38 protein-coding genes are annotated in these 26063 nt (G+C 43.2%); 32 read left to right on the forward strand and 6 right to left on the reverse strand.

The features are described 5' to 3' along the window. Positions 1-19: 19 nt before the first annotated feature. From rlmB to OGH69_RS08415, 6 genes are all read right to left on the reverse strand, one after another. Positions 20-754, reverse strand: coding sequence for a 23S rRNA (guanosine(2251)-2'-O)-methyltransferase RlmB (gene rlmB / locus OGH69_RS08390; protein WP_265174017.1), 735 nt, complete (start codon positions 752-754; stop codon positions 20-22). A 59-nt stretch (positions 755-813) separates the two neighbouring features. Beyond that, positions 814-1320, reverse strand: a complete 507-nt coding sequence (locus tag OGH69_RS08395) for a lipid-binding protein (protein ID WP_265174018.1) — start codon at positions 1318-1320, stop codon at positions 814-816. A 12-nt stretch (positions 1321-1332) separates the two neighbouring features. Continuing rightward, complete coding sequence (locus tag OGH69_RS08400; protein WP_265174019.1) at positions 1333-1977, reverse strand: immunoglobulin-like domain-containing protein; 645 nt, start codon at positions 1975-1977, stop codon at positions 1333-1335. 11 nt (positions 1978-1988) lie between these two features. Then, the gene (locus OGH69_RS08405; RefSeq protein WP_265174020.1) at positions 1989-3473 is read right to left on the reverse strand and encodes a SusD/RagB family nutrient-binding outer membrane lipoprotein; all 1485 of its coding nucleotides are present in this window, start codon (positions 3471-3473) and stop codon (positions 1989-1991) included. A 10-nt stretch (positions 3474-3483) separates the two neighbouring features. Beyond that, positions 3484-6633 carry a SusC/RagA family TonB-linked outer membrane protein gene (locus OGH69_RS08410; protein ID WP_265174021.1) on the reverse strand — a complete coding sequence of 1050 codons (3150 nt, stop codon included), beginning with the start codon at positions 6631-6633 and terminating at the stop codon, positions 3484-3486. Between the two features lie 116 nt (positions 6634-6749). After that, positions 6750-8414: a BamA/TamA family outer membrane protein gene (locus OGH69_RS08415; RefSeq protein ID WP_265174022.1), complete on the reverse strand. Its 1665-nt coding sequence runs from the start codon at positions 8412-8414 to the stop codon at positions 6750-6752. A 179-nt stretch (positions 8415-8593) separates the two neighbouring features. On the opposite strand from OGH69_RS08415, the gene rpsL reads away from it, so the two are divergent. The 32 genes from rpsL to rplQ all read left to right on the forward strand — a co-directional run bounded on the left by rpsL (position 8594) and on the right by rplQ (position 26061). Beyond that, on the forward strand, positions 8594-9001 hold the full coding sequence (gene rpsL, locus OGH69_RS08420) for a 30S ribosomal protein S12 (protein WP_108776531.1): 408 nt from the start codon (positions 8594-8596) through the stop codon (positions 8999-9001). A 25-nt stretch (positions 9002-9026) separates the two neighbouring features. Then, on the forward strand, positions 9027-9503 hold the full coding sequence (gene rpsG / locus OGH69_RS08425) for a 30S ribosomal protein S7 (protein WP_265174023.1): 477 nt from the start codon (positions 9027-9029) through the stop codon (positions 9501-9503). 36 nt (positions 9504-9539) lie between these two features. Next, the gene (gene fusA, locus OGH69_RS08430; RefSeq protein ID WP_265174024.1) at positions 9540-11675 is read left to right on the forward strand and encodes an elongation factor G; all 2136 of its coding nucleotides are present in this window, start codon (positions 9540-9542) and stop codon (positions 11673-11675) included. An 11-nt stretch (positions 11676-11686) separates the two neighbouring features. After that, positions 11687-11992 carry a 30S ribosomal protein S10 gene (gene rpsJ / locus OGH69_RS08435; protein ID WP_020213633.1) on the forward strand — a complete coding sequence of 102 codons (306 nt, stop codon included), beginning with the start codon at positions 11687-11689 and terminating at the stop codon, positions 11990-11992. Between the two features lie 463 nt (positions 11993-12455). Next, positions 12456-13073, forward strand: coding sequence for a 50S ribosomal protein L3 (gene rplC / locus OGH69_RS08440; RefSeq protein WP_265174025.1), 618 nt, complete (start codon positions 12456-12458; stop codon positions 13071-13073). Continuing rightward, the gene (gene rplD, locus OGH69_RS08445; protein WP_265174026.1) at positions 13073-13702 is read left to right on the forward strand and encodes a 50S ribosomal protein L4; all 630 of its coding nucleotides are present in this window, start codon (positions 13073-13075) and stop codon (positions 13700-13702) included. The genes rplC and rplD overlap by 1 nt, the downstream gene beginning before the upstream one ends. A gap of 7 nt (positions 13703-13709) precedes the next feature. Further along, on the forward strand, positions 13710-14000 hold the full coding sequence (rplW, locus tag OGH69_RS08450; protein WP_265174027.1) for a 50S ribosomal protein L23: 291 nt from the start codon (positions 13710-13712) through the stop codon (positions 13998-14000). A gap of 5 nt (positions 14001-14005) precedes the next feature. Then, complete coding sequence (gene rplB / locus OGH69_RS08455; protein WP_265174028.1) at positions 14006-14830, forward strand: 50S ribosomal protein L2; 825 nt, start codon at positions 14006-14008, stop codon at positions 14828-14830. A gap of 10 nt (positions 14831-14840) precedes the next feature. Continuing rightward, positions 14841-15119, forward strand: a complete 279-nt coding sequence (gene rpsS, locus OGH69_RS08460; RefSeq protein WP_020213638.1) for a 30S ribosomal protein S19 — start codon at positions 14841-14843, stop codon at positions 15117-15119. 5 nt (positions 15120-15124) lie between these two features. Beyond that, positions 15125-15538: a 50S ribosomal protein L22 gene (gene rplV / locus OGH69_RS08465; protein WP_265174029.1), complete on the forward strand. Its 414-nt coding sequence runs from the start codon at positions 15125-15127 to the stop codon at positions 15536-15538. A gap of 5 nt (positions 15539-15543) precedes the next feature. Further along, on the forward strand, positions 15544-16302 hold the full coding sequence (rpsC, locus tag OGH69_RS08470; protein WP_265174030.1) for a 30S ribosomal protein S3: 759 nt from the start codon (positions 15544-15546) through the stop codon (positions 16300-16302). Positions 16303-16320: 18 nt separating this feature from the next. After that, entirely contained in the window at positions 16321-16740 is a 420-nt protein-coding gene (gene rplP, locus OGH69_RS08475) for a 50S ribosomal protein L16 (protein ID WP_108776522.1), read from the forward strand. Positions 16741-16752: 12 nt separating this feature from the next. Then, positions 16753-16944: a 50S ribosomal protein L29 gene (gene rpmC / locus OGH69_RS08480; protein ID WP_108776521.1), complete on the forward strand. Its 192-nt coding sequence runs from the start codon at positions 16753-16755 to the stop codon at positions 16942-16944. Between the two features lie 17 nt (positions 16945-16961). Further along, entirely contained in the window at positions 16962-17219 is a 258-nt protein-coding gene (rpsQ, locus tag OGH69_RS08485; RefSeq protein WP_265174031.1) for a 30S ribosomal protein S17, read from the forward strand. A gap of 2 nt (positions 17220-17221) precedes the next feature. Further along, positions 17222-17590, forward strand: coding sequence for a 50S ribosomal protein L14 (gene rplN, locus OGH69_RS08490; RefSeq protein WP_265174032.1), 369 nt, complete (start codon positions 17222-17224; stop codon positions 17588-17590). A 12-nt stretch (positions 17591-17602) separates the two neighbouring features. Next, entirely contained in the window at positions 17603-17914 is a 312-nt protein-coding gene (rplX, locus tag OGH69_RS08495; protein WP_265174033.1) for a 50S ribosomal protein L24, read from the forward strand. A gap of 2 nt (positions 17915-17916) precedes the next feature. Continuing rightward, positions 17917-18468 carry a 50S ribosomal protein L5 gene (gene rplE / locus OGH69_RS08500; protein ID WP_265174034.1) on the forward strand — a complete coding sequence of 184 codons (552 nt, stop codon included), beginning with the start codon at positions 17917-17919 and terminating at the stop codon, positions 18466-18468. Positions 18469-18471: 3 nt separating this feature from the next. Next, on the forward strand, positions 18472-18741 hold the full coding sequence (gene rpsN, locus OGH69_RS08505; protein WP_265174035.1) for a 30S ribosomal protein S14: 270 nt from the start codon (positions 18472-18474) through the stop codon (positions 18739-18741). Between the two features lie 70 nt (positions 18742-18811). Continuing rightward, on the forward strand, positions 18812-19210 hold the full coding sequence (gene rpsH, locus OGH69_RS08510; protein WP_265174036.1) for a 30S ribosomal protein S8: 399 nt from the start codon (positions 18812-18814) through the stop codon (positions 19208-19210). A 15-nt stretch (positions 19211-19225) separates the two neighbouring features. Further along, on the forward strand, positions 19226-19768 hold the full coding sequence (gene rplF, locus OGH69_RS08515) for a 50S ribosomal protein L6 (RefSeq protein ID WP_265174037.1): 543 nt from the start codon (positions 19226-19228) through the stop codon (positions 19766-19768). 21 nt (positions 19769-19789) lie between these two features. Then, on the forward strand, positions 19790-20140 hold the full coding sequence (rplR, locus tag OGH69_RS08520; protein ID WP_265174038.1) for a 50S ribosomal protein L18: 351 nt from the start codon (positions 19790-19792) through the stop codon (positions 20138-20140). A 6-nt stretch (positions 20141-20146) separates the two neighbouring features. Continuing rightward, positions 20147-20671 carry a 30S ribosomal protein S5 gene (rpsE, locus tag OGH69_RS08525; RefSeq protein ID WP_108776513.1) on the forward strand — a complete coding sequence of 175 codons (525 nt, stop codon included), beginning with the start codon at positions 20147-20149 and terminating at the stop codon, positions 20669-20671. 12 nt (positions 20672-20683) lie between these two features. Beyond that, positions 20684-20866 (forward strand): 50S ribosomal protein L30, encoded by a 183-nt coding sequence (gene rpmD, locus OGH69_RS08530; RefSeq protein ID WP_099084894.1) that lies wholly within the window; start codon positions 20684-20686, stop codon positions 20864-20866. A gap of 14 nt (positions 20867-20880) precedes the next feature. Further along, positions 20881-21333 carry a 50S ribosomal protein L15 gene (gene rplO / locus OGH69_RS08535; protein ID WP_265174039.1) on the forward strand — a complete coding sequence of 151 codons (453 nt, stop codon included), beginning with the start codon at positions 20881-20883 and terminating at the stop codon, positions 21331-21333. Between the two features lie 14 nt (positions 21334-21347). Then, positions 21348-22691: a preprotein translocase subunit SecY gene (gene secY / locus OGH69_RS08540; RefSeq protein WP_265174040.1), complete on the forward strand. Its 1344-nt coding sequence runs from the start codon at positions 21348-21350 to the stop codon at positions 22689-22691. Positions 22692-22699: 8 nt separating this feature from the next. Beyond that, positions 22700-22915 carry a translation initiation factor IF-1 gene (gene infA / locus OGH69_RS08545; protein WP_007136545.1) on the forward strand — a complete coding sequence of 72 codons (216 nt, stop codon included), beginning with the start codon at positions 22700-22702 and terminating at the stop codon, positions 22913-22915. 11 nt (positions 22916-22926) lie between these two features. Then, on the forward strand, positions 22927-23043 hold the full coding sequence (ykgO, locus tag OGH69_RS08550; protein ID WP_002987490.1) for a type B 50S ribosomal protein L36: 117 nt from the start codon (positions 22927-22929) through the stop codon (positions 23041-23043). A gap of 2 nt (positions 23044-23045) precedes the next feature. Continuing rightward, on the forward strand, positions 23046-23420 hold the full coding sequence (gene rpsM / locus OGH69_RS08555; protein WP_265174041.1) for a 30S ribosomal protein S13: 375 nt from the start codon (positions 23046-23048) through the stop codon (positions 23418-23420). Positions 23421-23428: 8 nt separating this feature from the next. Further along, positions 23429-23812 carry a 30S ribosomal protein S11 gene (rpsK, locus tag OGH69_RS08560; RefSeq protein WP_108776509.1) on the forward strand — a complete coding sequence of 128 codons (384 nt, stop codon included), beginning with the start codon at positions 23429-23431 and terminating at the stop codon, positions 23810-23812. A gap of 84 nt (positions 23813-23896) precedes the next feature. Beyond that, the gene (gene rpsD, locus OGH69_RS08565) at positions 23897-24502 is read left to right on the forward strand and encodes a 30S ribosomal protein S4 (protein ID WP_265174042.1); all 606 of its coding nucleotides are present in this window, start codon (positions 23897-23899) and stop codon (positions 24500-24502) included. 20 nt (positions 24503-24522) lie between these two features. Beyond that, positions 24523-25515: a DNA-directed RNA polymerase subunit alpha gene (locus tag OGH69_RS08570; RefSeq protein WP_265174043.1), complete on the forward strand. Its 993-nt coding sequence runs from the start codon at positions 24523-24525 to the stop codon at positions 25513-25515. Positions 25516-25548: 33 nt separating this feature from the next. Next, on the forward strand, positions 25549-26061 hold the full coding sequence (gene rplQ, locus OGH69_RS08575) for a 50S ribosomal protein L17 (RefSeq protein ID WP_265174044.1): 513 nt from the start codon (positions 25549-25551) through the stop codon (positions 26059-26061). Positions 26062-26063 lie beyond the last annotated feature (2 nt).

Genomic DNA, 26063 nt, shown 5'->3' on the forward strand with positions numbered 1-26063 from the left:
GTAAAGCTCAATCTGGAATTTATCCCCTCTGCCTTACCGCTTCATACAAAAAAGCCCCACACGCTACAGATACGTTAAGCGATCCGATAGACCCGAACATGGGCAGTCTGGCCTTTTCGTCAACGATTTTAAGTACTGAAGGGTTGATGCCCCTGTCTTCCGACCCCATGATGATGGCTATAGGTTGGTTGAGTTTTATATCATAAATATTGTCTTCGGTCTTTTCAGTAGCGGCAACAGTCCTGATGCCTGAACCCTGAAGGTGGAAAATGGCATCCTTGATGTGCTCTACCTTACAGATAGGTACATTGAACACTGCCCCCGCCGATGTTTTTACCGTATCGCCGTTTACAGGCGCCGAGCCCTGCTTCTGTATGATGATGCCGTCTACCCCGGTGCATTCCGCAGTGCGGATGATGGCGCCAAAGTTGCGCGCGTCCGATAGTTGATCCAATATAAGGAACAAAGGTGTCCTGCCGCTCTCCATTACAGTTTCTACCAATACCTCCAGGTTGTGGAACGCAATGGGCGCAATGCTGGCTACGGCACCCTGGTGGTTATTGTGCGTTAGGCGGTTCAGCTTCTCTACAGGGACATAGGAGAAATTAATGTTATGCTTTTTCAGCGTTTTCATAAGATCGCGCATCAGGTCGCCCTGTGCATCCTTCTGGACAAAAACCTTGTCAATTTCCTTGCCTGAGTTTATGGCTTCAATAATAGCCCGTATTCCGAATATCTGGTGTTCTTTTTCCATGCGGTAAAGGTATAAAAAAACCACCCCCGGTGGGGTGGTTCAAAATGCAATATTAATTATTAATGCTCATCTTCTTCAAAACCGGTACGCTTATGCCCGGCATAGATCAAGGTCTGGGTTGGCTCATAATCGAACACAGCTTTAAAATAGATGCTGTCTACAACAACACCCGAAGTAGAATGGCCGCCATTTTTGATGATTTTTCCTTCGGTAATGGTCACAGAAGATTCATCGGCAAAGTTCATTTCGTCAGTGGCTGTAAAGGTGAGGTTAGAAAGATCCGCATCAAGGGCACTTTCAAGCCACCAGCCGGTAAAACCGGTACCCAGCCTGTCTGTAATAAAGAGACGTCCGTTGTTGTCGTAAGTTTTATGCAGCGCATTTTCCACCTGCACCTCGCCCGATGTCTCATCGATAATGGTAATATACCATTCACCATTCATGGTCTGGGTTTCAGTGCCGCCTGCATCATAATCAGCATAGCCGTCTTCTTCGCATGCCGCAACAGCGGTTAGCAAGGCAAATGTCAAGGCTATAAAAGCTACTTTATTTTTTAATTTCATCATGATTTTAATTTTTTATCTGGTAAAATTCCTAACAGCAGTTCCATAATAAGATGATGCCGAAAGCACCCATTTAAAATTATCCTGGCTTACTATTTCTCCCGAAATACTTTCTACGTCAATACCGCTTTGTGAAACATTTTCCTGGTAAGGTATGTAAAGAGTTTCGTCATCGATATTGTAGAAAGTCACATTGAGCAAATTCTTGTCGTCACTTAATGCCAGCCCTCCGGCATTGCTTGCCTGATACACCCTGTCGGCAAGCCTCGTTACCGTATTTGGGTTGCCATTCCTGTAGAAAGTGCCTTCAAGATTGAAGCTGCTTGGGTCAGATTCCAGTACAATTACGATTCTACGTACTTCAGCAGGGAAGCCATCTTCGTTAATCGACGAATAATAGATGTCATATACTCCTGGAGTACTTGTATCTACTGTGCCGTCAACGGTAACTTCTACCTGTTCACCATCAATCGTTCCTGTTACACCCGGATCGTTAAATGTCTCTCCTTCGTTAAGTACCGTTATGCGGTCACCTGCCATTTCCAATACGGCATAATAGGTTACCGATGAACTGATAGGCTCTTCATGAGAGCAGGATGTTATGGCTATTGCAATCGTACTGAGCGCAACAGCGGTTGTATATCTTAATATTTTTTTCATGATTGCCAAGATTATTCTGGTTTTTGATCCCACCACACATTCTCTGTCAGTGTTGAGTGCTGTGTAATGTTCGGGTTTCTGGTTACTTCATCATCAGGATAAAACAGTATGCTCGGTATTGTAGTACCCGGCAGTATTGATATTGCAGAAGGGATACGGTTGCCTTCAGCATAATCTTCTGTACCTGTTGTCACAACCTCAGGGAACTTTGTCCTTGTGGCTTCAATATACGCTTCGATGTTATTTACATAGGCCAGTGCTGCCCATTTCTGGATGATCACCTGCCTTACCGTTTCTTCTACAGCTCCACCCGGTTGGTATTCATATACATCGCCGGCACCTATATAATCGTCCGCCGATTCGCCTGTAAGGCCAAAATATTGAGAGTAGGTGGCAAACGAAGCCGTTACACCCGCGTCATATTTAGCTTTTGCACCCGCTCCACCGGAATAACGGATTAGGGCTTCTGCCTGGAGGAAATTACTTTCGGATACCGTCATCAGAAACACGGGCGTGGTTGGGCCAATATTCGGACGGGCATAAGCAACCGCTGTATTATTGAAGTCATTTCCAGTGCCTTGTTCGATAGATGCAAAAATACCCCCGGTTCCGGGGCGGAACGCGGCTTCCAGCCTTGGGTCACCATTTTGGTTATAAAACCCGGTTATAGAATTGCTTGCTATATGGTTAATGTCGCCGAGTCCTGTTTGGGATAAAAATACTTCATAAAAAGGATTTCTTTTGTTAGCCGATGCGGTAAAAAGGTCAAACCTCACATCCTCTGTTATGAAATTACCTTCAGCAATCAGGGCAGTTACCGCTGTAGGATTTGCCTGAGGCGTATAAGCCATCCTCAAATACATCCTTAGCTTTAGCGTATTGGCAAACTGTATCCATTTATCCATATCACTATCAAAGATTACATCCTGATTACCTACCTGTGCTTCGGTAGGGTTAGCTTCGTAAGCAGAAACAGCGGCGTCGATTTTGGCAATGATGTCAGCATAGACCTCTTCTCCGGGTGTTACTACAGGTGTGATGTTTCCTTCCTGTAATGCTTCCGTATAAGGTACATCTCCAAAAAGGTCTACAAGGTAGTGGAATGTATATCCTCTAAGAACCTCTGCCATAAGTAATGTAGCGGTGTCGCCATCAGCGGTAGATTCCTCCGTTACATATTTAAGGTCATTTAATACGCCTGCATAAAGTATTGTCCATGGCGTATTCGCATACGTGGTATTGAGGTTATACGAGTCGATATTTTCATATTGGCCCGCACTTGGTGACTGCGTATGGTATTGTGCGTAAAATCCGCCAAGGTTCATTAATTCCCCTCCCACTACAGATGCCAATGCACCTTCTGCGGAAGTTAAGGCAAGGCCGGCATTTATCTCTTCAGGGAAATTGGGATCGGTATTGATGTCGAGATTTTCATCACATGACACTACAAACATCCCGGTGAGGAAGACTATCAGAAATTTATTTATATTTTTCATAGATATTTTATTAGAATGTTGCTTTTAAGCTGAAGCCAAGACTCCTTGTTGACGGATTCGCACTAAATTCACCAAACTGGCCCGCAAGATCATTGCCAAATGTTGAGGCTTCAGGGTCAATGTACTGGTTGCTGCTTGGTGTCCAAAGAAACAGGTTGCGTCCGATTACAGAGAATGTAAGGGATTGGATCTGTGTTTTTTCCAGTAATTTAGATGGGAACTTATAGCTCAATACAACTTCGCGCAGTTTTACAAATGATTTGTCTATAACAGTTTGGCGGGCATTGGCATCCGCACGGTAGTAATCATCCATGTGTTCCACATCTACCGGGGTAGTATTAGGTGTGTAAGTTACAGAACCGTCGCCGGCTACATTTTTCACTACCGAGTTCGGCACGATGAAGGGATTCCTGTCATTATACATCGTAGTTATAGAGTTACCGGTAAATCTTGTAATGTCAGCTGTCCTTGAGAACATAAGGCCACCCTGCCTTACATCAAAGGTAAAGTCAAGTGACAATCCTTTCCAGCTTAATGTGTTGCTGATGCCCATCGTGTAATCATATTGCGTATCGCCATATACTTCCTGGTTTGGAGAGGCCACAGGTACACCGTTTACGTCTACTACTATGTTTCCGTTGTTATCCCTTTCCGGAACATATCCTTTAATAAGTCCTACAGGTTTTCCTTCTTCAGCAAGATATTGCATAGTGGTAAGGCCTCCAAGCTCTACGTTCTGGATACGTGGGTCGAGTTCTTCAAGTATGGTTTCTGCCTTGGTGTAGTTAAGGCTGGAGCTCCAGCTGAAGCCGTCTGTGTTCCTTACCCAATTGATGTTAATCAAGCCTTCAAAACCTTTTGTGCGAAGTGTACCTACATTAGTACGTTGCGATGTATACCCTGTACTTGGTGCCAAAGGCAGGTCGAGTATCTGGTCTTTTACCTTAGCATCAAAATAGGTTGCGTCAATTGTTACCAGGTTATTGAAGAAGGAGAGTTCTGTACCTACCTCAAATTCTGTTTTAATTTCCGGCCTCAGGTCAAGGTTTGCCATCCTGTTGCCAATGCCGTAAGCATTGATCCCGTTAATTGGGAATGTCAGATTTCCAAAGCCCATAAGGACGTTTGTAGGGGTATTTACGGCAAAAACCTGATAAGGGTCAGTACCGGTACCGGTCGATCCGTAACCTACACGCAATTTACCATAGTTTAATACTTTGTCAATTCCTGAGAAAGTACGGCTAAATACCCAGCTTAAGTTACCACCGGCATACAGTTGCGACCTGTTGTCTTCAGGAAGTGTAGAGAACCAGTCGTTTCTGACGTTTCCGGTAAGGAATAACTGATCGTCATAGGACAACGTAGTAGTATTGTACAAACCGTATATTTTATCCTGTGACATATTGGTGCCAACGGCAGGTATTTCTGAGCTGTTTGCCAAATTAAAGAAATTAGGGATGTCCTGGCTTGCTACCGATGCACTAAGGCTATTAAAATGCTGGGATTGTATGTTGAAACCTGCTGATGTCTGAAGTTTCAATTTTTCGGTCAGTTCGAAATCAAAGTTTGTAATTATGTCATGATTCAGCATCTTGGCATGAGAATATACTTCTGCATAACTTCCCGGATTTTCTGTAGAAGAACCATCATTCGGGCTTCCCGGGGCAGCATCAATCCTTGAGGTCCATATTTTGCCCCTATCTGTCGAAAAGTCCATACCAAAGCGATACGTAGCGTTGAACCAGTCGTTTACCGTATATGTCGCTTCAAACGATCCGTATACGCGCTCACGCCTGTTTTGTGCTCCATTCTCATTAAGAGAGAAGTACGGGTTGGTAACACCATAGGGAGTGTAATAATTGCTCACATTGTGAAACGGATTGTTGTAGTCTGCGAATTCCGTAATAGGAATGTCAGTAGGAATTTGCATTAGGTTGTTGTATGCTGTAGCGCCCTGCCCCGTACCTACGCTTCTATTGGAATTGCTGACATAGCTCATCGATCCGCTTATGCTAAGATTTTTAAACTTAGAGGTCGCGGCAAGATTCAGTACATTTCTTTCAAACGAGTCGGCATCGGTAGGGTAAATACCGTCCTGCTGCGTATTGGTGTACGAAAGGCGTACAGTACTTTCGCCATGCCCGCCGGATACTGATACCGAATTGACCCGTGATGTACCTGTGGTAAAAAAGTTCTCCAGTTGGTCTTTCTGGAAAGAGTAAGGCTTTAGTAGCTGGCTATTGTTAACTATATTACCCCAAACACGTGGCAATCCGTCAAATCGCGGACCCCAGGAGCCGTTCTCGCCAAGGTAATGTACACCATCCCATCCCTGTCCGAAAGTTGATTGATATTTTGGTGTCCTGTTAATTTGGGTAAACGATGTAGCGTTGGTATATTCAACATTTAGCCTGCCTTCTTTTCCCTTTTTGGTTGTAATCAGAATTACCCCTCCGGCTGCCCTCGATCCATATAGTACTGTGGCCGAAGCGCCTTTAAGGATGGTCATGGATTCAATGTCCTGTGGGTTAATGTCCGATGCCGCATTACCAAAATCGTAGCCATTGTTCAGGCTTGAGGAAGAATTGGATCTCTCAAACAATGGAACCCCATCTACAACATATAAAGGCTGGTTACTCTTGGTGAGCGATTTGATACCCCTGATCATAACGCTTGAAGACGCGCCCGGGTCGGTAGAACTGTTCGAGATAACCACACCAGCGACCTTACCTTTAATAGCGTCTGAAATGTTGGTCTGCTGGCCTTCAAGGATCTCATCCGACTTGAGTGTGGTGGTTGCGGCACCAATGGATGATTTTTCCCTGCGGATACCTACCGCGGTTACCACTACGCCTTCAAGCTCTGTAGCCTGATCTTCGAGAGTAACATTGATAGTGGTTGCTGAGGCGGGCATTTCGCGGGTGCCCATCCCGATGTAGCTAAATACCAGTGTTTGCTCAGGCGTTGCCTGAATCTGGAATTTACCGTCAAAATCGGTTTGTGTGCCGGTTGTCGTGCCCTTAATTAAAATACTTACCCCCGGGATAGGCATTCCGGCCTCGTCTGTGACAGTACCTGATACTGTCCTCTCCTGTGCAAATGAAATTTGCATCGTTAACGCGAATAACAGCGTTAACAAAACATGCAGCTTTGTCTTCATTGAAATAGATTTGAGTTAGTGTCCCAAATTTCTGACGAAGTAATTTAAAAAGCAAAATATTTAAGAAACATTTCTGAATTTTAATAAGTTTTTAAGATTTATTGTAAGTATAAATGTTAAAACGTTGCTTTAAAGCTAATATGTACGATAGAGTTAGACAGCCTGATTTGCTGTCCTTTAGCTGTTCCGTTGGCGTATACAATGTTGAATAATCCGTTTTTGGTAAACAAACCAATTCCAAAACCAAGTCCGGTGAGGTAGTCATCAGTGTCATTGGCTTCATCCCTGAAATAGCCATAATCAGTTATGGAGTGTGCATAAAGGCCGGGGGAAAGGATGTAGCGATATTCGGCCATGAGGGCCGTGTAGAGATTGGCTTGCAGGCTGTTCTCATTAAATCCCCGTATGGAATTTATGCCTCCGAAGCGGTACAGTTCATTTATTATGTAAGTGTCGCTTTTTAAGTAATAGGAATGGCTCTTCAGGCTGATGATGTTTTTTTTGTTTAGGTAAAAATTGTGAGCCGCGTTGGCCTGTATAAAATACTGGCTGCTGTTTCCCGTACTGCCTTCGCGTTTTCCTGTACCTCCTTTTAAAAGCAGTATCGTTTTTTCCGGGAAAATGAAATCGTCTATATTGAATCCTGTGTACTCGTAGCTCGCGGTGTAAAACCGGTTGTTGTAATCGCTGAGTGTAGCGGTATTACTGTTTTGTATGTCGACCGACTGTGTGCGTTGGTATCCTAAAAAGGCTTTTGAGTTGTAACTGAAATAGTAGCCCAGGTTTACATCGGTCACGGTGTTTTGGAACGTGCTGTCCTGCTTGAAGATGCGCAGGCCGGCTTTAATTCCTAACGGGCTGCGGAACATATAGGGTAATTCAGTAGCGACATTGAAGGTGGTTTGCTTATTGCCGTCGCTTTTCCAGAAAAGTGTGAACTTTTCGCCTGAGTTTAGTATGTTGTTCAGGTTGAGGTCGAGGTAACCATTGAATATCATTTTGCTTTCGTCGTCGTTGGAAAAGCCAATAAATCCGTCGAAGCTGTTGGGTTTTGCCTTTTGCAGGTATACATATACCTTGGTAGAGTCTTTTTTGAAAAGTATCTCGGGGTATCGCGCCTGTGTTACAAATCGAAGTGCGTTAAAGTCGTTGTAAATTCGTTGAAGGTTTTCCTGGTTAAAGGTTTTCTTTTTGTACTGCCGTGCAATGTTCCTGCGGATACCTTCGGGAAATTTCGGGTATCCCTCGATTACAATGTCGTCGAAGGTGCGCTGTTTTTCTGTTTTCAGTTCCAGCCGCGCAGTGAGTGTGCTGCCTTTTTTTTCATAGTCCTTTAATTGTAATGTGCTTAATGAATAGCCTTTGCGTTCCAGCAGTGCTATGCTGCCTGCCATGAAGGATTCAACTTCTTCCACTTGCATCATCAGGGTGTCTGTGCTGATATTTAGCAATTCTTTTTCTTCGGGCGAGAGTTTGCCGGTATATATAAATAGGTGTCGTGTTTTTTCGCCTACTGAAAAAGTATATACAAAAGTGGAGTCGTTAGTTTTGATCCGGGCCATCTCGCGGTTTTCCAGATAGCCTCTTTTTAGCAGGGTAGCAGAGAGCAGCGTTGCTTCATCGGAAACCGACTTTGCGTTTTGATGTGTTTTACTGTAAGGTATGGAGTCGATCACTTTTGTTTCCATTGCATCGCGCCCCTCGATCCGGAGATGGAGGTTTTGCGCTTTTACCGAAAAAAAGCCAAAGCATGTTATATATATAAGGAGCAGTTTTTTCAACCCGTAGTCTGTTAGTGTAAAATAACGCAAAAATAAACGAAAAAATATGTGCCGGTGTTTTGTTGCAGGACCTGTTTGAAAATTAATGAATTACAATTTGTTTTGTAAATTTTAATTCCTACATTTGCAACCCCGTAAAAAGCGGGTTTTTTAAACATAAGAAATTTTTAGATTTAATTATGCCAACAATTCAACAATTAGTAAGAACAGGGAGAGCCCAGATAACTAAGAAGAGTAAATCGGCTGCTTTAGATTCCTGTCCTCAAAGAAGGGGCGTTTGTACACGTGTGTACACCACTACACCAAAGAAACCAAACTCTGCAATGCGTAAAGTTGCGAGGGTGCGTTTGACAAATGGTAATGAGGTGAACGCGTACATTCCCGGAGAAGGACACAACCTACAAGAGCACTCGATAGTATTAGTTAGAGGCGGAAGGGTAAAAGACTTGCCGGGTGTAAGGTACCACATCGTTCGTGGTGCGCTTGATACCGCTGGTGTGGCCGGAAGGACACAACGCAGGTCGAAGTATGGAGCAAAACGTCCAAAACCAGGACAGGCGCCAGCTGCAACCGGAAAGAAAAAGTAATTTAAGAACGCTTTAAAGAAAAGACATGAGAAAAAGACAGGCCAAGAAAAGACCTCTTTTACCGGATCCAAAGTTTAATGACCAACTTGTTACACGTTTTGTGAACAACCTAATGTGGGACGGTAAAAAATCAACTGCTTTCAAAGTGTTCTATGATGCTATTGAAATCGTGGAAACGAAAAAGCAGGATGCTGAAAAATCAGCACTTGAAACATGGAAAGATGCTATCAACAATGTTATGCCGCACGTAGAAGTACGTAGCCGCAGGGTTGGTGGAGCTACCTTCCAGATACCAATGCAGATCCGTCCGGACAGGAAGATCTCTATGGCGATGAAATGGATGATACTTTATGCAAGGAGAAGAAACGAGAAATCTATGGCTCAAAGGCTTGCTTCTGAAATCTTGGCTGCTGCCAAAGAAGAAGGAGCTGCTGTTAAAAAGAGGATGGATACTCACAAGATGGCAGAAGCTAACAAGGCATTCTCTCACTTTAGGTTTTAATTCATAAAGAAAAAGAAACATCACATCTTATAAATAATGGCAAGAGATTTAAAATACACGAGAAATATTGGTATTGCTGCCCACATTGATGCGGGTAAGACTACAACTACCGAGCGTATCCTTTTCTACACGGGTAAATCCCACAAGATAGGTGAGGTACACGACGGTGCTGCTACCATGGACTGGATGGCTCAGGAGCAGGAGAGGGGTATTACCATTACTTCGGCTGCTACTACATGTACATGGAACTTCCCGACAGAGCAGGGTAAGCTTACCGGAGACTCAAAAGATTACCATTTCAACATCATCGATACTCCCGGGCACGTTGACTTTACCGTTGAGGTAAACCGTTCCCTAAGGGTACTTGACGGACTTGTGTTCCTTTTCAGCGCCGTAGACGGTGTTGAGCCACAGTCTGAAACCAACTGGAGGCTGGCTGATAACTACAAAGTGCCGCGTATGGGCTTTGTGAACAAAATGGACCGCCAGGGATCTAACTTCCTTGCTGTTTGCCAGCAGGTGAAAGACATGCTTAAGTCGAACGCAGTGCCAATCGTGCTTCCGATCGGTGACGAGGCTGACTTCAGGGGCGTGGTAGACCTTATCAAGAACCAGGCTATCGTATGGCATGATGAAACTCAGGGTGCTACTTTTGACATCGTAGATATCCCGGCTGACATGAAAGATGAGGCTCATCAATACAGGGCACAGCTTATTGAAGAAGTTGCTGCTTATGATGAGAACCTTCTTGAGAAATTCATGGAAGACGAAAACTCGATCACTGAAGATGAGATCAACGAAGCACTTAGGAAAGCAACCATCGATATGGCTATCATCCCAATGCTTTGCGGTTCTTCATTCAAAAATAAAGGTGTACAGTTCATGCTTGATGCGGTTTGTAAATTCCTTCCTTCTCCGCTTGACAAAGAGGCTATCGAAGGTACAAACCCTGATACTGACGAGCCGATCCTTCGTAAGCCATCAGTTACTGAGCCGTTTGCAGCGCTTGCGTTCAAAATTGCTACAGACCCTTATGTTGGGCGTCTTGCGTTCTTCAGGGCTTATTCAGGCCGTCTTGATGCAGGTTCTTACGTTCTTAACAACCGTTCAGGCAATAAGGAGCGTATCTCCCGTATCTACCAGATGCACGCTAACAAGCAAAACCCAATCGAATATATCGAGGCAGGTGACATTGGTGCAGCTGTAGGTTTTAAGGACATTAAGACAGGTGATACCCTTTCTGATGAGAAAAACCCAATCGTTCTTGAAAGTATGAACTTCCCTGATCCGGTAATCGGTATCGCTGTTGAGCCTAAAACTAAGGCTGACGTTGATAAGATGGGTATGGCTTTGGCTAAACTTGCCGAAGAAGATCCAACGTTTACTGTAAGGACTGACCATGCTTCAGGACAAACTATCATCTCAGGTATGGGTGAGCTTCACCTTGACATCCTTGTAGACCGTCTTAAGCGTGAGTTTAAGGTAGAGGTTAACCAAGGTGAGCCTCAGGTAGAGTATAAAGAAGCTATCACACGTGAAGCACAGCACAGGGAGACTTACAAAAAGCAATCCGGTGGTCGTGGTAAATTCGGTGATATCGTATTCCGCCTTGGGCCAGCAGACGAAGTTGACGGAAAAGTGCCAATGGGACTTCAGTTCGTTAACGAGGTTAAAGGTGGTAACATCCCTAAGGAATTCATCCCGGCTATTGAGAAAGGTTTCAAAGAAGCTATGAAGCAGGGCCCTCTTGCGGGTTATGAAATGGACAGCATGAAAGTAACGCTTCTTGACGGTTCATTCCACCCTGTTGACTCGGATGCGCTTTCGTTTGAACTTGCAGCCAAAATGGGTTACAAAGAGGCTGCTAAAGCTGCCGGAGCTGTTATCCTTGAGCCGATCATGAAACTTGAGGTGCTTACACCGGAGGAGAACATGGGTGATATCGTGGGTGACCTTAACCGTCGTCGCGGACAGATCAATAACATGGACGACAGGGCAGGTTCTAAAGTAGTGAAAGCAAGCGTACCTCTTTCTGAGATGTTCGGTTACGTAACTACACTTAGGACGCTATCTTCAGGACGTGCTACTTCTACAATGGAGTTCTCTCACTATGCTGAGACGCCAAACAACATTGCGGACGAGGTTATTAAAAAAGCAAAAGGTAACGCTTAATTAGAAAGAAAATGAGTCAGAAAATCAGAATAAAACTAAAATCATACGATCACAGCCTGGTAGACAAATCTGCCGAGAAGATCGTTAAGACTGTAAAAAGTACAGGTGCTGTGGTAACGGGTCCTATTCCGCTTCCTACACACAAGAAAATCTTCACTGTACTACGTTCACCGCACGTGAATAAGAAATCAAGGGAGCAGTTCGAGGTTAGCTCGTACAAAAGGCTTCTTGATATTTACAGCTCATCTTCAAAAACTATCGATGCTCTTATGAAACTGGAGCTTCCTAGCGGTGTTGAAGTAGAGATCAAAGTGTGATAATTCATACGAGATATAAAACAGCCCTGGCATAATGCCGGGGCTTTTTGTTTGTAATCCTGTCAGGTTTTCAAACATTGCAGGTTGGGCTGCATATCTCTAGCAGGGGTGCGCTCTGCGTGAGAAATGGGAGCGGCATCCCTGGCGCAGGATAGTTAGATCCGCCGCGGCGTACGACCCTGCGTTGGCCAATGTGGTGATGGGATACTTCCTGAAGGGCTTTTTATTTGCATACTGGCTTATGTAGATTGATTTCATGTGTGAAAATGCGTGTGGGTGGCGGTATTTGCCTGTTGAAACCCTTATTCGGCCTAATAAATTTAATTTCTTTGAGTTACGTGCAAAAAAGTTAGAAAAAACTATTTGTTTAGTGTTGCATAAACGAAAAAGATGATTAACTTTGCGCCCTCAAAAGGGAGCAGTGTGTACTGTTCTCAGAATTAATAATTTATAAAAGTTTAATATGTCTGGGTTAATTGGCAAAAAAATCGGCATGACCAGTATTTTCGACGAGAACGGGAAAAACATCCCTTGTACCGTTATCGAAGCTGGCCCATGCGTAGTTACCCAAGTCAGAACCAATGAGGTTGACGGGTATGAAGCGTTACAACTTGGTTTCGATGACAAAACAGAAAAGCATGCTACAAAAGCGGATCTTGGCCATTTCAAGAAAGCGGGTACTGTTGCTAAGAAGAAAGTCGTTGAATTCAAGCATTTCGAAACTGAGTACAAACTTGGTGATGTTTTAACTGTAGATGTTTTCACTGAAGGTGAATTCGTAGATGTACAGGGTGTATCAAAAGGTAAAGGTTTCCAGGGTGTTGTTAAGCGTCACGGCTTTGGTGGTGTTGGACAGGCTACTCACGGTCAGCACAACCGTCTTAGGGCTCCGGGTTCAGTAGGTGCATCGTCTTACCCTTCACGTGTGTTCAAGGGTATGCGCATGGCCGGAAGGACTGGCGGGGAAAATGTAACAGTACAAAACCTTAAGGTTTTAAAAGTAGTTGCGGACAAGAACCTTCTTGTTATTAAAGGTGCGATTCCGGGACACAAAAACTCTTATGTAATCATTCAGAAGTAATGGAAGTAAAAGTATTAGATATCAACGGAAAAGAAACTGGCAGGACGATTACTCTTTCTGATTCAGTATTCGCAATTGAGCCTAATAAGCACGCCGTATACCTTGATGTTAAGCAATATCTTGCTAACCAGAGGCAGGGTACCCACAAAGCCAAAGAAAGGGCTGAGGTAACCGGTAGTACGCGTAAAATCAAGAAGCAAAAAGGAACAGGTACAGCCCGTGCAGGCTCTGTTAAGAACCCATTGTTCAAAGGTGGGGGTACAGTATTTGGCCCAAGGCCGAGGAGCTACTCTTTCAAACTGAACAAAGCTCTTAAGCGTCTTGCAAGGAAATCAGCTTTCACAATGAAGGCTCAGGAGTCGAACCTGACTGTAGTAGAGAACTTCGAATTTGACGCTCCAAGCACTAAAAATTTCATTAACTTTTTGAAAGCTTTAGGGTTAGATAACAAAAAATCCCTTATCGTGTTGGGTGATACAAATAAAAATGTATATTTGTCGTCACGCAATTTAAAGGCTTCAAGTGTTGTAACGTCTTCAGAATTAAGTACTTACGCGATACTTAACGCTAATAAGCTTGTTCTTTTAGAGGGTGCTTTGGAAGGAATTGAAGAAAATTTAAGCAAATAATAAGGTCATGGGTATCATAATTAAACCTATCATCACTGAAAAAATTACCAAAGACGGCGAAGTTTTCAACCGTTTTGGTTTCATTGTTGACAAAAAAGCGAACAAAATCCAGATCAAGAATGCAGTTGAGGCTGCTTACGGAGTTGGTGTTGTTGAAGTGAACACAATGAACTACAGGGCTGATAGATCGGTTAAGTACACTAAGAGTGGCTTGATCTCAGGAAAGACGAATGCTTACAAAAAAGCTATCGTACAAGTACAGGAAGGCGAAACAATAGATTTTTATAATAATATCTAATAACAATGTCAGTTAGAAAATTAAAACCTATTACCCCGGGTCAGCGTTTTAGAGTTGTAAATAGCTTTGACACTATTACAACTGATAAGCCGGAGCGTTCATTGATCGCACCGAAAAAAAACTCAGGCGGTAGAAATAGTCAAGGAAAAATGACCATGCGTTATACAGGCGGTGGTCACAAGCAAAGGTATCGTATGATCGATTTCAAAAGGACTAAAGCGGGTATCCCTGCTACAGTTAAGACAATCGAGTACGATCCGAACCGTTCAGCATTTATATCTCTATTGTTCTATGCTGATGGTGAGAAAACATACATCATTGCACAAAACGGGCTTCAGGTAGGCCAGGTTGTAACTTCGGGAGCAGATGCTCAGCCGGAAATAGGCAACGCTTTACCTCTTAGCAAAATTCCTCTTGGAACTGTTATATCTTGTATTGAGCTACGTCCTGGGCAGGGTGCGGTTATCGCACGCAGCGCCGGTACTTTTGCGCAGCTTATGGCAAGGGACGGAAAATATGCTACCATCAAAATGCCTTCTGGTGAGACAAGGTTGATCCTTCTTACCTGTATGGCTACAATTGGAGCGGTTTCCAACTCTGACCACCAGCTGATCGTATCCGGTAAAGCGGGTAGGACTCGTTGGTTGGGCAGGAGGCCAAGGACAAGGCCGGTAGCGATGAACCCTGTAGATCACCCGATGGGTGGTGGTGAAGGACGCTCTTCAGGAGGTCACCCACGCTCTAGGAAAGGTCTTCCGGCTAAAGGTTACAGGACTCGTTCTAAAGTTAACCCAAGTAATAAGTATATCGTAGAACGTAGAAAGAAATAATAAGTAAGATATGGCACGTTCATTAAAGAAAGGACCTTTCGTTCACTATAAATTAGAAAAGAAAGTTCAGGAAAATATCGAAAAGGGCAACAAAGGAGTTGTGAAGACATGGTCTCGCGCTTCGATGATCACCCCGGATTTTGTTGGGCAGACTATCGCAGTACACAACGGTCGTCAATTCGTACCGGTTTACGTTACAGAGAATATGGTAGGTCATAAATTAGGAGAATTTTCGCCGACACGCTCATTCAGGGGCCATGCCGGTGCTAAAAATAAAGGTAAAAAATAATAGCAATGGGAGTTCGTAAAAGAGAAACCGCAGAAGCAAGGAAAGAGGCTAACAAGTCTATCGCTTTCGCTAAGCTGAATAACTGCCCTACTTCGCCACGCAAAATGCGCCTTGTTGCGGATCTTGTAAGGGGCCAGAAGGTAGAATCAGCGCTAAATATATTAAGGTTCAGTTCAAAAGAGGCTTCACGCAAGCTTGAAAAACTGTTGCTATCAGCTATCAACAACTGGCAGCAAAAGAATGCTGAGGAAAGCCTTGAAGACGCCGGCCTTTTCGTAAAAGAAATCAGGGTTGACGGCGGAATGATGCTGAAAAGGCTTCGTCCTGCACCGCAGGGCCGTGCCCACAGGATAAGGAAACGTTCTAACCACGTAACCATCGTGCTTGGAGCTAAGAATAATAACACACAAAGCAACTAAGAGAAATGGGACAAAAGACAAATCCAATAGGAAATCGCCTTGGTATCATCAGGGGTTGGGATTCTAACTGGTATGGTGGAAATGACTACGGCGACAAGCTTGCTGAAGATCACAAAATCAGGAAATACATCCATGCCCGTTTATCTAAAGCCAGTGTGTCTAAGGTAATCATCGAGAGGACCCTTAAGCTTGTAACCGTTACTATTACTACTGCCCGTCCTGGTATCATCATCGGGAAAGGCGGTCAGGAAGTAGACAAGCTGAAAGAAGAACTTAAGAAAATTACTGACAAAGAGGTTCAGATCAACATCTTTGAAATTAAAAGGCCGGAGCTTGATGCTTACCTTGTAGGTACAAGCATTGCCCGTCAGATTGAAAGCCGTATCTCTTACAGGAGGGCTATCAAAATGGCTATCGCTGCTGCTATGCGTATGAACGCAGAAGGTGTAAAAGTGATGATTTCAGGCCGTTTGAACGGTGCTGAAATGGCACGTTCGGAAATGTTCAAAGAAGGTAGGATTCCTCTATCAACTTTCAGGGCGGACATCGATTACTCACTTGCTGAGGCCCACACTACTTACGGTAGGATGGGAATCAAAGTGTGGATCATGAAAGGTGAGGTTTATGGCAAAAGAGATCTTTCTCCGTTAGTAGGCATGGACAAAAAACAGTCTAAGTCTTCAGGATCTCAGGACAGGCCACAAGGCGGAAGGCCAGGCGGTCGTCCGGGTGGTGATAAATCAGGCCAACGCAAAAGAAAGTAATTAAAAAACTAAAGAAAAATGTTACAGCCTAAAAGAACAAAATACCGCAAGGTACAGAAAGGTAAGATGAAGGGCATTTCCCAAAGGGGTCATGAGCTTTCTAATGGTATGTTTGGTATCAAATCTTTAGATTCAGTTTTCATTACTTCCCGCCAGATCGAGGCTGCACGTATCGCTGCAACCCGTTTCATGAAAAGGGAAGGTCAATTGTGGATAAAAATTTTCCCGGATAAGCCTATCACAAAGAAGCCTCTAGAGGTACGTATGGGTAAAGGTAAAGGTGCTGTTGAGTACTGGGTAGCCGTTGTTAAACCAGGTAAGATAATGTTTGAAGTAGGAGGCGTGCCATTGGCCGTAGCAAAAGAGGCTCTTCGCCTTGCTGCCCAAAAGCTGCCTGTGAAAACCAAGTTTATCATCGCCAGAGATTTTGAAGCATAATCCGATATTATTATGAAACAATCAGAGATAAAAGATCTATCTGCTGCTGAGTTGCAAAGCAAACTTGGTGAGTTACAGAAAACATATGCCGACCTAAAATCAGCTCACGCTATTTCTCCAATCGAGAACCCGCTACAGATCAGGACCGTAAGAAGGTCTATCGCAAGGGTAGCCACTGAGCTAACTAAAAGAGAGTTACAATAATTGTATTCTGCCAAAAGATGGAAAAAAGAAACTTAAGAAAAGAGAGAATTGGTGTAGTAACCAGCAACAAAATGGCAAAATCCATAGTTGTATCTCAAACAACAAGGGTAAAGCACCCTCTATACGGTAAGTTCGTATTGAAAACAAAGAAATTTGTTGCACACGACGAAAAGAACGACTGTAACATTGGTGATACAGTAAGGATCATGGAAACACGTCCTTTGAGTAAAACCAAATGTTGGAGGCTAGTAGAAATAATTGAAAGAGCGAAGTAATTATGGTACAACAGGAATCCAGACTAAAAGTAGCAGATAACACGGGAGCAAAGGAAGTTTTGACAATCCGTGTTCTAGGTGGCACCAAGAGGCGTTATGCTTCTGTAGGTGATAAGATCGTAGTTTCTATTAAAGATGCTACGCCTACCGGAAACGTTAAGAAAGGTGCTGTTTCTACAGCAGTTGTTGTACGTACCAAAAAAGAAGTGCGTCGTGCTGACGGCTCATACATCAGGTTTGACGATAACGCTTGCGTATTGTTGAATGCTGCCGGTGAGATGAGGGGTACACGTGTTTTTGGTCCTGTAGCAAGGGAACTTCGTGAAAAGCAATTCATGAAAATTGTATCATTGGCACCTGAAGTGCTTTAATATTTATACAAAATGATAAAGCTAAAGATAAAATCAGGAGATACCGTAAGGGTAATTGCCGGTGACCACAAAGGATCTGAAGGCAAAGTACTTCGTGTACTTGTTGACAAGAACAAAGCGATCGTTGAAGGCGTGAACATGGTGTCTAAGCACACTAAGCCAAGCGCTAAAAACCCTCAGGGCGGCATCGTTAAGAAAGAAGCTCCTATCCACATTTCTAACCTTGTTCTTGTAGACGCTAAAGGTGTTGCTACAAAAACAGGTGTAAGGAAAGAAGGAGATAAGAACGTGAGATTTTCAAAAAAATCTAATCAAGTACTATAGTGATGGCTTATATACCAAGATTAAAACAAGAATATAAGGACAGGGTTGTCCCTGCACTTAAAGAAGAGTTCGGTTACAAGAACGTAATGATGGTTCCAAAACTTCAGAAAATCGTTCTTAGCCGTGGTGTTGGCGCCGCTGTATCTGATAAAAAACTTATCGACTATGCAGTGGAAGAACTAACAAAGATTACAGGCCAGAAAGCTGTTTCTACCATTTCTAAGAAAGACGTTGCGTCGTTTAAACTAAGGAAAGGTATGCCAATTGGTGCTAAAGTAACGCTGCGTGGCGAAAGGATGTATGAATTCCTTGACAGGCTTGTGACTTCGTCACTTCCACGCGTAAGGGACTTTAACGGAATCAAGGCTACAGGATTCGACGGAAGGGGTAACTATAACCTGGGTATCACTGAGCAAATCATTTTCCCTGAAATTGATATTGACAAAGTGAACAAAATATCAGGATTAGATATTACCTTTGTAACTTCGGCCGAAACCGATAAGGAAGCGAAGTCGTTATTAACAGAACTAGGTTTACCTTTTAAAAAGAATTAAGTTATGGCTAAAGAATCAATGAAAGCCCGTGAGGTAAAAAGGGCGAAACTGGTAGCAAAGTATGCTGAAAAAAGGAAGGCTCTACTTGAAGCCGGAGATTATGAAGGCCTGCAAAAGCTTCCAAAAAACGCTTCACCTGTTCGCCAGCACAATCGTTGCAAGCTTACAGGAAGGCCAAGGGGCTATATGCGCCAGTTTGGTATTTCGCGTGTTACTTTCCGCGAAATGGCTAACAACGGATTGATCCCGGGTGTTAAAAAAGCCAGCTGGTAATTAAAGAATTATAAATTGGATACAGGTTCGGCCTTAACAGGCCGAAAACCGTTTCCGCAAATTAATAAATATGTACACAGATCCAATTGCCGATTTTTTGACAAGGGTTAGAAATGCAGTGAGGGCTAACCACAAAGTGGTTGAAGTTCCTGCTTCTAACATGAAGAAAGAAATCACAAAAATTTTATTCGACCAGGGATATATCCTTAGTTACAAATTTGAAGATAATGCCGTACAAGGTACTATCAAAATCGCTCTTAAGTACGATAAAGAGACTAAAGAGTCGGTAATTAAAGATATCCAGAGGATTAGTAAACCGGGTTTACGTAAGTATGCAGGTGCATCAAACCTTCCAAGGATCCTTAACGGATTGGGTATTGCTATCGTTTCTACGTCAAAAGGACTTATGACTGGAAAGCAGGCAAAACAACTTAATGTTGGTGGTGAGGTAATCTGTTACGTATACTAATAAAAAGATTTATCGATGTCAAGAATAGGTAAAAATCCAATTACAATACCTGCCGGTGTAACTGTAGAGGTTAACGGCAATGTTGTTACGGTAAAAGGAAAAAAAGGCCAGCTTACACAAGATTTTTCAGACGTGTCTGTTAAAATCGAAGAAGGCCAGGTAATAGTGGAAAGATCTTCGGACCATAAGGACGAAAGATCTAAGCACGGATTGTACAGGGCGCTTATCAACAATATGATTGTTGGTGTGTCTGAAGGGTTTACTAAAGAGCTTGAACTGGTAGGCGTTGGTTACAGGGCTTCGAACCAGGGACAAAAGCTGGATATCGCTCTGGGCTTTTCACACAACATCGTTCTTGAAGTTGTGCCGGAAGTAACTGTAGAAACGGTATCTGAAAAAGGTAAGAACCCTATTATCAAACTAGCTTCATACGATAAGCAACTTTTAGGGCAGGTAGCGGCCAAGATCCGTTCTTTCCGCAAGCCGGAGCCTTACAAAGGAAAAGGAGTTAAGTTCGTTGGAGAAGTACTAAGGAGAAAAGCAGGTAAATCAGCTTAATAATCTTAAAAATTAAAGACTATGTCATTAAATAAATCTGAAAGAAGACAGAGGATTAAGTTCAGGATCAGAAAGATTGTTAGCGGAACTGCTGCTCAGCCAAGGCTTTCTGTATTCAGGAGCAATAAAGAGATCTATGCGCAAATCATAGATGATGTAAACGGTGTAACTTTGGCAGCTGCGTCTTCAAGGGACAAAGGCATTGCAAAAGGTACTAACATAGAGACTGCTGCAGCTGTTGGAAAAGCAATTGCAGAACTGGCTCTTAAAGCCGGTATCGATACTATCACTTTTGACAGGGGTGGATATCTTTACCACGGACGTGTAAAATCATTAGCAGAAGGCGCAAGGGAAGCCGGACTTAAATTCTAAGAAATTATGTATCATAATTATAAAAACGTAGAGCTAGTAAAACCAAGCGGCCTTGAACTAAAGGATCGTTTGGTAGCTGTTAACCGTGTTACTAAAGTTACAAAGGGTGGACGTGCTTTCGGTTTCTCTGCTATCGTAGTGGTAGGTGATGAGAACGGTGTAGTAGGCCATGGCCTTGGTAAATCTAAAGACGTGTCTGAGGCTATCGCCAAAGCTGTTGAGGATGCCAAGAAAAACCTTGTGAAGATTCCACTTTCTGGCCAGTCTGTGCCACATGAGCAAAAAGGCAAATTCGGTGGTGCACGCGTACTATTGATGCCTGCTTCTCACGGTACAGGTGTAATTGCCGGTGGTGCAGTACGTTCAGTACTTGAATCAGTAGGTATTCACGATGTATTGTCTAAATCACAGGGTTCATCTAACCCTCACAATGTTGTAAAAGCTACTTTTGATGCTTTGCTTCAGATGAGGAGCGCTGCTACCGTTGCAAAACAAAGGGGCGTTTCACTTGAAAAAGTATTCAAAGGTTAATTCAGGGAAATCATGGGAAAAATAAAAGTAAAACAAGTTAAGAGTAAAATCAACTGTCCGCAAACACAAAAGCTTACGCTTGAGTCATTAGGCCTTCGTAAACTTGGACAGGTTGTTGAGCACGATGCAACTCCTGCTATCCTTGGAATGGTAAACAAAGTTAAACATTTGGTTTCTGTAGAGGAAATCAACTAACAAAATAAGTACTCATGGATTTAAGTAACTTACAACCTGCGGAAGGTTCGGTTCATAATCAGAATAAAAGGGTAGGCCGTGGCGAAGGTTCGGGCAAAGGCGGTACTGCCGCACGTGGCCACAAAGGTGCCAAGTCACGTTCGGGCTACTCTAAGAAGGTAGGTTTTGAAGGTGGCCAGATGCCGCTACAGCGCCGTGTTCCTAAATTCGGTTTCAAGAACATCAACCGTAAGGAATATGCAGGTGTCAACCTTGACACGCTTCAGGCTCTTGTAGACAACGGATTTGCTACTGATACTGTAGATTTTACAGTACTGGTTGAAAACCGCCTTGCTACAAAAAATGAAATGGTAAAGATTTTAGGAAGAGGAGAGCTTAAGGCAAAACTAAAAGTAACTGCTCACAAATTTACTGCAACTGCTAAAGCGGCTATCGAGGCTGCCGGTGGCGAAGCGGTAACTTTATAATCTTTAATTTCATTATGAAGAAATTTTTCGAAGCGTTTGCCAATGTCTGGAAAATAGAGGAACTAAAGAACAGGATTCTTGTTACTCTGGGATTGTTGCTTGTGTACCGTTTTGGTGCACACGTAACCCTGCCGGGTATTGATGCTACACAGCTAAACAGCTTGACAGATCAGACTAAGGGAGGTATTGGCTGGCTAATCGATGTATTTACAGGTGGTGCGTTCTCGCAGGCATCTGTATTTGCATTGGGTATCATGCCTTATATTTCTGCCTCGATCGTGGTGCAGCTTATGGGCATCGCAGTACCTTACCTGCAAAAATTGCAGAAGGAAGGCGAAAGCGGCAGGAAAAAGCTAAACCAGATTACCCGTTGGCTTACAATACTTATTACGCTGGTTCAGGGACCGGGTTATATCTATAACCTGTACAGGACACTTCCGGCCCAGGCATTCCTTTTGCCTTCGGATTCGTTCCCGTTCCTGTTCTCATCGGTGGTTATCCTTACAACCGGTACCATTTTTGCAATGTGGCTTGGTGAAAAGATAACTGATAAAGGTATTGGTAACGGTATTTCGCTATTGATCCTTGTAGGTATCATTGCGAGGATGCCTCAGGCCTTCATCCAGGAGTTTACTTCTGTGATAACGGAAAACAACGGCGGCCCTTTGATGCTTGTTCTTGAAATTGTGGTATGGCTTCTTGTAATTATTGCATGTATCCTTATGATCATGGCAGTAAGAAAGATTCCTGTACAATATGCAAGGCGTACAACCTCGGGTGATTTTGAACAGGATATGGCGGGTGGCAACAGGCAATGGATTCCTTTGAAGCTTAATGCTTCCGGGGTTATGCCGATAATCTTTGCCCAGGCAATCATGTTCATACCGGCAGCACTTGCAGGATTGTCGAAGTCGGATACGGCTCAAACCGTGACTTCGCAATTCCAGAATGTGTTCGGTTTGACCTATAATGTGGTTTTTGCTTTATTAATAATAATTTTTACTTACTTTTACACCGCGATAACGGTGCCTACCAACAAAATGGCAGATGACCTAAAAAGGAGTGGTGGTTTTATACCGGGCGTAAGGCCTGGTGTTGAGACCGGAGACTACCTTGACAGGATCATGTCATTGATCACATTCCCTGGCTCATTGTTCTTAGCATTGCTTGCCGTGTTCCCGGCAGTAGTGTTTAACTTTGGGGTTCAGCAGCAGTGGGCTTTGTTCTATGGCGGAACATCACTGTTGATTATGGTCGGGGTTGCGATCGATACCATTCAGCAAATAAACTCTTATCTGTTGAACAGGCATTACGACGGTTTGATGAAAAGTGGTAAGAATAGAAAAGCAGTAGCTTAACAATTTTTATGGCAAAACAGTCAGCAATAGAACAGGACGGATCAATAATAGAGGCATTGTCTAATGCCATGTTCCGTGTTGAATTAGAAAACGGGCATATAGTAATTGCTCATATTTCAGGAAAGATGCGTATGCACTACATCAAGTTGCTTCCGGGCGACAAGGTGAAACTTGAGATGAGCCCTTATGATTTGTCCAAAGCAAGAATTACTTATAGATACTAAAGCTATTAACAATGAAAGTAAGAGCGTCAGTTAAGAAAAGAAGTGCCGAGTGCATCATAGTGCGCAGGAAAGGCAGATTATATGTTATTAACAAAAAGAATCCTAGATTTAAACAAAGACAAGGATAATTATGGCAAGAATTGCAGGGGTAGATATACCTAAAAACAAAAGGGGAGTTATTGCCCTTACCTATATCTTCGGTGTAGGAAAGAGCAGGGCTGCAGAGATTTTGGCTAAAGCTAACGTTAGCGAGGATATTAAGGTTCAGGATTGGAACGATGACCAGATCAGCGCCATCCGTGACGCTGTGTCTTACTATAAGATCGAAGGTGAGCTTCGTTCAGAAATATCTTTGAACATTAAGCGCCTGATGGATATCGGTTGTTACAGGGGAATCCGCCACAGGGCAGGTCTTCCGCTTAGGGGCCAACGCACCAAGAACAACTCAAGGACTAGGAAAGGTAAGAGGAAAACTGTTGCTAACAAGAAAAAAGCAACTAAATAATAAGTAGTATGGCTAAAGCGAGTACAAAAAAACGTAAAGTAATTGTAGAGTCTACAGGCGAAGCACATATTAGCGCAACTTTCAACAACATCATCATTTCTCTTACAAACAAGAAAGGTGAAGTTATTTCATGGTCATCTGCAGGTAAGATGGGCTTCAGGGGTTCTAAAAAGAACACTCCTTATGCTGCCCAGATGGCTGCTGAAGATTGCAGCAAAGTTGCTCTTGAGGCCGGCCTTAAGAAGGTTAAAGTTTACGTTAAAGGCCCGGGTAACGGACGTGAGTCTGCTATCAGGTCACTGCACAATGGAGGAATCGAAGTTACTGAGATTATCGACGTAACACCAATGCCGCACAACGGCTGTCGCCCTCCAAAGAGAAGGAGAGTTTAATTTTATAGTATAACAAGAGCGGGAATTAAGGTTATCGGAGGATGAGACCTGAATTCATAACCTCCTGCTTATTAATTTTTAGAAATGGCAAGATATACTGGTCCACAAACAAAAATCGCCCGTAAATTCGGTGAGGCGATCTTCGGAGACGACAAAGCCTTCGAAAAAAGAAACTACCCTCCGGGACAACACGGCCTGGCCAAGAAAAGGGGTAAAAAATCAGAGTACGCTGTACAGTTGATGGAAAAGCAAAAAGCTAAGTACACTTACGGTATCCTTGAAAAACAATTCAGAAACCTGTATGAAAAAGCTGCTGCCTCTAAAGGTGTAACAGGTGAAATCCTTTTACAGCTTTGCGAAGCAAGGCTTGACAACGTAGTGTACAGGATGGGTATTGCACCTTCACGCAGGGCTGCAAGGCAAATCGTTTCACACAGGCACGTTACTGTGAATGGTGAATTGGTGAACATCCCTTCTTACCACCTTAAAGCCGGCGATAAAGTGGCTGTTCGTGAAAAGTCAAAATCTCTTGACACCATCACAAATTCTTTATCAAACTCTGCTCAGGTATATGAGTGGATCACCTGGAACAACGATACTAAGGAGGGAACATTTGTTTCTGTACCTGCAAGGATCCAGATTCCGGAAAACATCAAAGAACAACTAATCGTTGAGTTGTATAACAAATAATAATTGACATTAGTCGAAATATGGCAATATTTAATTTTCAGAAGCCCGATAAAGTTATAATGATCGATTCTACGGATTTCACAGGCAAGTTTGAATTCAGGCCTTTGGAACCGGGTTACGGATTGACCGTTGGTAACGCACTTAGAAGAGTTTTGCTTTCTTCATTGGAAGGTTACGCAATTACTTCAGTTCGCATTGAAGGAGTTGATCACGAATTTTCCACTATAGCAGGGGTTGTTGAAGATGTTACAGAAATAATTCTGAACCTTAAGCAGGTTCGTTTTAAGCGCCAGATCGAGGATATCGACAATGAATCTGTATCTGTATCTTTTACAGGAAAAGACCAGCTTACTGCCGGCGATTTCCAGAAGTTCATTTCAGGTTTCCAGGTGTTGAATCCGGATCTTGTGATCTGCAACATGGACAGCAAGATAAACATTAACCTTGAACTTACCATTGAGAAAGGCAGGGGTTATGTTCCGGCTGAAGAAAATAAAAAGCAAAACGCCGCTATAGGAACAATCTTCACTGACTCAATCTTTACTCCGGTAAAAAACGTGAAATATACTATAGAAAACTTCCGTGTTGAACAGAAAACCGACTACGAAAAACTGGTATTCGAAATCATCACCGACGGATCTATACATCCTAAAGATGCGCTTACTGAGGCAGCAAAAACACTGATTCACCATTTTATGCTGTTCTCTGATGAAAGAATTACTCTTGAGGCCGACGAAATTGCACAAACAGAATCTTATGATGAAGAGTCTCTTCACATGAGGCAGCTTCTTAAAACCAAATTGGTTGACATGGATCTTTCTGTAAGGGCACTGAATTGTTTGAAAGCGGCTGAAGTTGATACTTTGGGTGATCTTGTATCATTCAATAAGAATGACTTGATGAAGTTCCGTAACTTCGGTAAAAAGTCGCTTACTGAGCTTGATGAGCTTGTAGCGTCTAAAAACCTGCACTTCGGGATGGATTTGACGAAATACAAATTAGATAAAGAATAATCCGGACCTTTTTAGGTTTATATTACTACAGAGATGAGACACGGAAAAAAGAATAATCACTTAAGCAGGCAGACAGGGCATAGGAAAGCTATGCTGGCTAACATGGCCTGCTCGCTTATAGAGCACAAGCGTATCAATACGACTGTTGCCAAAGCTAAAGCGCTTAAGCAATTTATTGAGCCGCTTGTTACAAAATCGAAAGAAGATACTACTCACAACAGGCGTATTGTTTTCGCTTACCTTCGCAACAAATATGCAGTTACTGAACTTTTCAGGGAAGTAGCAGCTAAAGTAGGCGATCGTCCGGGCGGATACACCCGTATCATTAAGCTTGGTAACCGTCTTGGTGACAACGCTGATATGGCAATGATCGAACTGGTAGACTTCAACGAACTGTACAACGCTGTTAAGAAAGAAGCTAAGAAAACTACACGCCGTAGCCGTACTGCCAAGAAAGCAGACGCTGCTGCCCCGGTTGCCGAAGCTCCTGCAGCTACAGAAGCTCCTGCTGTTGATACAGAAGAAAACAAGGAAGCTACTGAATAATC

The organism is Flavobacterium sp. MFBS3-15, from assembly GCF_026107645.2.
In the GTDB taxonomy this organism is placed as follows: Bacteria; Bacteroidota; Bacteroidia; order Flavobacteriales; family Flavobacteriaceae; genus Flavobacterium.

What these genes read in the sequence shown, in the direction of transcription:
- rplW (WP_265174027.1), top strand. Translation starts at nt 13,710, where the DNA reads ATGGGTATCATAATTAAACCTATCATCACTGAAAAAATTACCAAAGAC.
- rpsC (WP_265174030.1), top strand. Translation starts at nt 15,544, where the DNA reads ATGGGACAAAAGACAAATCCAATAGGAAATCGCCTTGGTATCATCAGG.
- rplN (WP_265174032.1), top strand. Translation starts at nt 17,222, where the DNA reads ATGGTACAACAGGAATCCAGACTAAAAGTAGCAGATAACACGGGAGCA.
- rpsL (WP_108776531.1), top strand. Translation starts at nt 8,594, where the DNA reads ATGCCAACAATTCAACAATTAGTAAGAACAGGGAGAGCCCAGATAACT.
- rpsE (WP_108776513.1), top strand. Translation starts at nt 20,147, where the DNA reads ATGTATCATAATTATAAAAACGTAGAGCTAGTAAAACCAAGCGGCCTT.
- secY (WP_265174040.1), top strand. Translation starts at nt 21,348, where the DNA reads ATGAAGAAATTTTTCGAAGCGTTTGCCAATGTCTGGAAAATAGAGGAA.
- OGH69_RS08410 (WP_265174021.1), bottom strand. Translation starts at nt 6,633, where the DNA reads ATGAAGACAAAGCTGCATGTTTTGTTAACGCTGTTATTCGCGTTAACG.
- rpsN (WP_265174035.1), top strand. Translation starts at nt 18,472, where the DNA reads ATGGCTAAAGAATCAATGAAAGCCCGTGAGGTAAAAAGGGCGAAACTG.
- rpmC (WP_108776521.1), top strand. Translation starts at nt 16,753, where the DNA reads ATGAAACAATCAGAGATAAAAGATCTATCTGCTGCTGAGTTGCAAAGC.
- rplF (WP_265174037.1), top strand. Translation starts at nt 19,226, where the DNA reads ATGTCAAGAATAGGTAAAAATCCAATTACAATACCTGCCGGTGTAACT.
- rpsJ (WP_020213633.1), top strand. Translation starts at nt 11,687, where the DNA reads ATGAGTCAGAAAATCAGAATAAAACTAAAATCATACGATCACAGCCTG.
- rplX (WP_265174033.1), top strand. Translation starts at nt 17,603, where the DNA reads ATGATAAAGCTAAAGATAAAATCAGGAGATACCGTAAGGGTAATTGCC.
- OGH69_RS08405 (WP_265174020.1), bottom strand. Translation starts at nt 3,473, where the DNA reads ATGAAAAATATAAATAAATTTCTGATAGTCTTCCTCACCGGGATGTTT.
- rpsM (WP_265174041.1), top strand. Translation starts at nt 23,046, where the DNA reads ATGGCAAGAATTGCAGGGGTAGATATACCTAAAAACAAAAGGGGAGTT.
- rpmD (WP_099084894.1), top strand. Translation starts at nt 20,684, where the DNA reads ATGGGAAAAATAAAAGTAAAACAAGTTAAGAGTAAAATCAACTGTCCG.
- rplC (WP_265174025.1), top strand. Translation starts at nt 12,456, where the DNA reads ATGTCTGGGTTAATTGGCAAAAAAATCGGCATGACCAGTATTTTCGAC.
- rplD (WP_265174026.1), top strand. Translation starts at nt 13,073, where the DNA reads ATGGAAGTAAAAGTATTAGATATCAACGGAAAAGAAACTGGCAGGACG.
- rpsH (WP_265174036.1), top strand. Translation starts at nt 18,812, where the DNA reads ATGTACACAGATCCAATTGCCGATTTTTTGACAAGGGTTAGAAATGCA.
- rlmB (WP_265174017.1), bottom strand. Translation starts at nt 754, where the DNA reads ATGGAAAAAGAACACCAGATATTCGGAATACGGGCTATTATTGAAGCC.
- rpsQ (WP_265174031.1), top strand. Translation starts at nt 16,962, where the DNA reads ATGGAAAAAAGAAACTTAAGAAAAGAGAGAATTGGTGTAGTAACCAGC.
- OGH69_RS08395 (WP_265174018.1), bottom strand. Translation starts at nt 1,320, where the DNA reads ATGATGAAATTAAAAAATAAAGTAGCTTTTATAGCCTTGACATTTGCC.
- rpsS (WP_020213638.1), top strand. Translation starts at nt 14,841, where the DNA reads ATGGCACGTTCATTAAAGAAAGGACCTTTCGTTCACTATAAATTAGAA.
- rplV (WP_265174029.1), top strand. Translation starts at nt 15,125, where the DNA reads ATGGGAGTTCGTAAAAGAGAAACCGCAGAAGCAAGGAAAGAGGCTAAC.
- rplO (WP_265174039.1), top strand. Translation starts at nt 20,881, where the DNA reads ATGGATTTAAGTAACTTACAACCTGCGGAAGGTTCGGTTCATAATCAG.
- rplE (WP_265174034.1), top strand. Translation starts at nt 17,917, where the DNA reads ATGGCTTATATACCAAGATTAAAACAAGAATATAAGGACAGGGTTGTC.
- fusA (WP_265174024.1), top strand. Translation starts at nt 9,540, where the DNA reads ATGGCAAGAGATTTAAAATACACGAGAAATATTGGTATTGCTGCCCAC.
- OGH69_RS08570 (WP_265174043.1), top strand. Translation starts at nt 24,523, where the DNA reads ATGGCAATATTTAATTTTCAGAAGCCCGATAAAGTTATAATGATCGAT.
- rpsD (WP_265174042.1), top strand. Translation starts at nt 23,897, where the DNA reads ATGGCAAGATATACTGGTCCACAAACAAAAATCGCCCGTAAATTCGGT.
- infA (WP_007136545.1), top strand. Translation starts at nt 22,700, where the DNA reads ATGGCAAAACAGTCAGCAATAGAACAGGACGGATCAATAATAGAGGCA.
- rplB (WP_265174028.1), top strand. Translation starts at nt 14,006, where the DNA reads ATGTCAGTTAGAAAATTAAAACCTATTACCCCGGGTCAGCGTTTTAGA.
- rpsK (WP_108776509.1), top strand. Translation starts at nt 23,429, where the DNA reads ATGGCTAAAGCGAGTACAAAAAAACGTAAAGTAATTGTAGAGTCTACA.
- rplP (WP_108776522.1), top strand. Translation starts at nt 16,321, where the DNA reads ATGTTACAGCCTAAAAGAACAAAATACCGCAAGGTACAGAAAGGTAAG.
- OGH69_RS08400 (WP_265174019.1), bottom strand. Translation starts at nt 1,977, where the DNA reads ATGAAAAAAATATTAAGATATACAACCGCTGTTGCGCTCAGTACGATT.
- ykgO (WP_002987490.1), top strand. Translation starts at nt 22,927, where the DNA reads ATGAAAGTAAGAGCGTCAGTTAAGAAAAGAAGTGCCGAGTGCATCATA.
- rpsG (WP_265174023.1), top strand. Translation starts at nt 9,027, where the DNA reads ATGAGAAAAAGACAGGCCAAGAAAAGACCTCTTTTACCGGATCCAAAG.
- rplQ (WP_265174044.1), top strand. Translation starts at nt 25,549, where the DNA reads ATGAGACACGGAAAAAAGAATAATCACTTAAGCAGGCAGACAGGGCAT.
- rplR (WP_265174038.1), top strand. Translation starts at nt 19,790, where the DNA reads ATGTCATTAAATAAATCTGAAAGAAGACAGAGGATTAAGTTCAGGATC.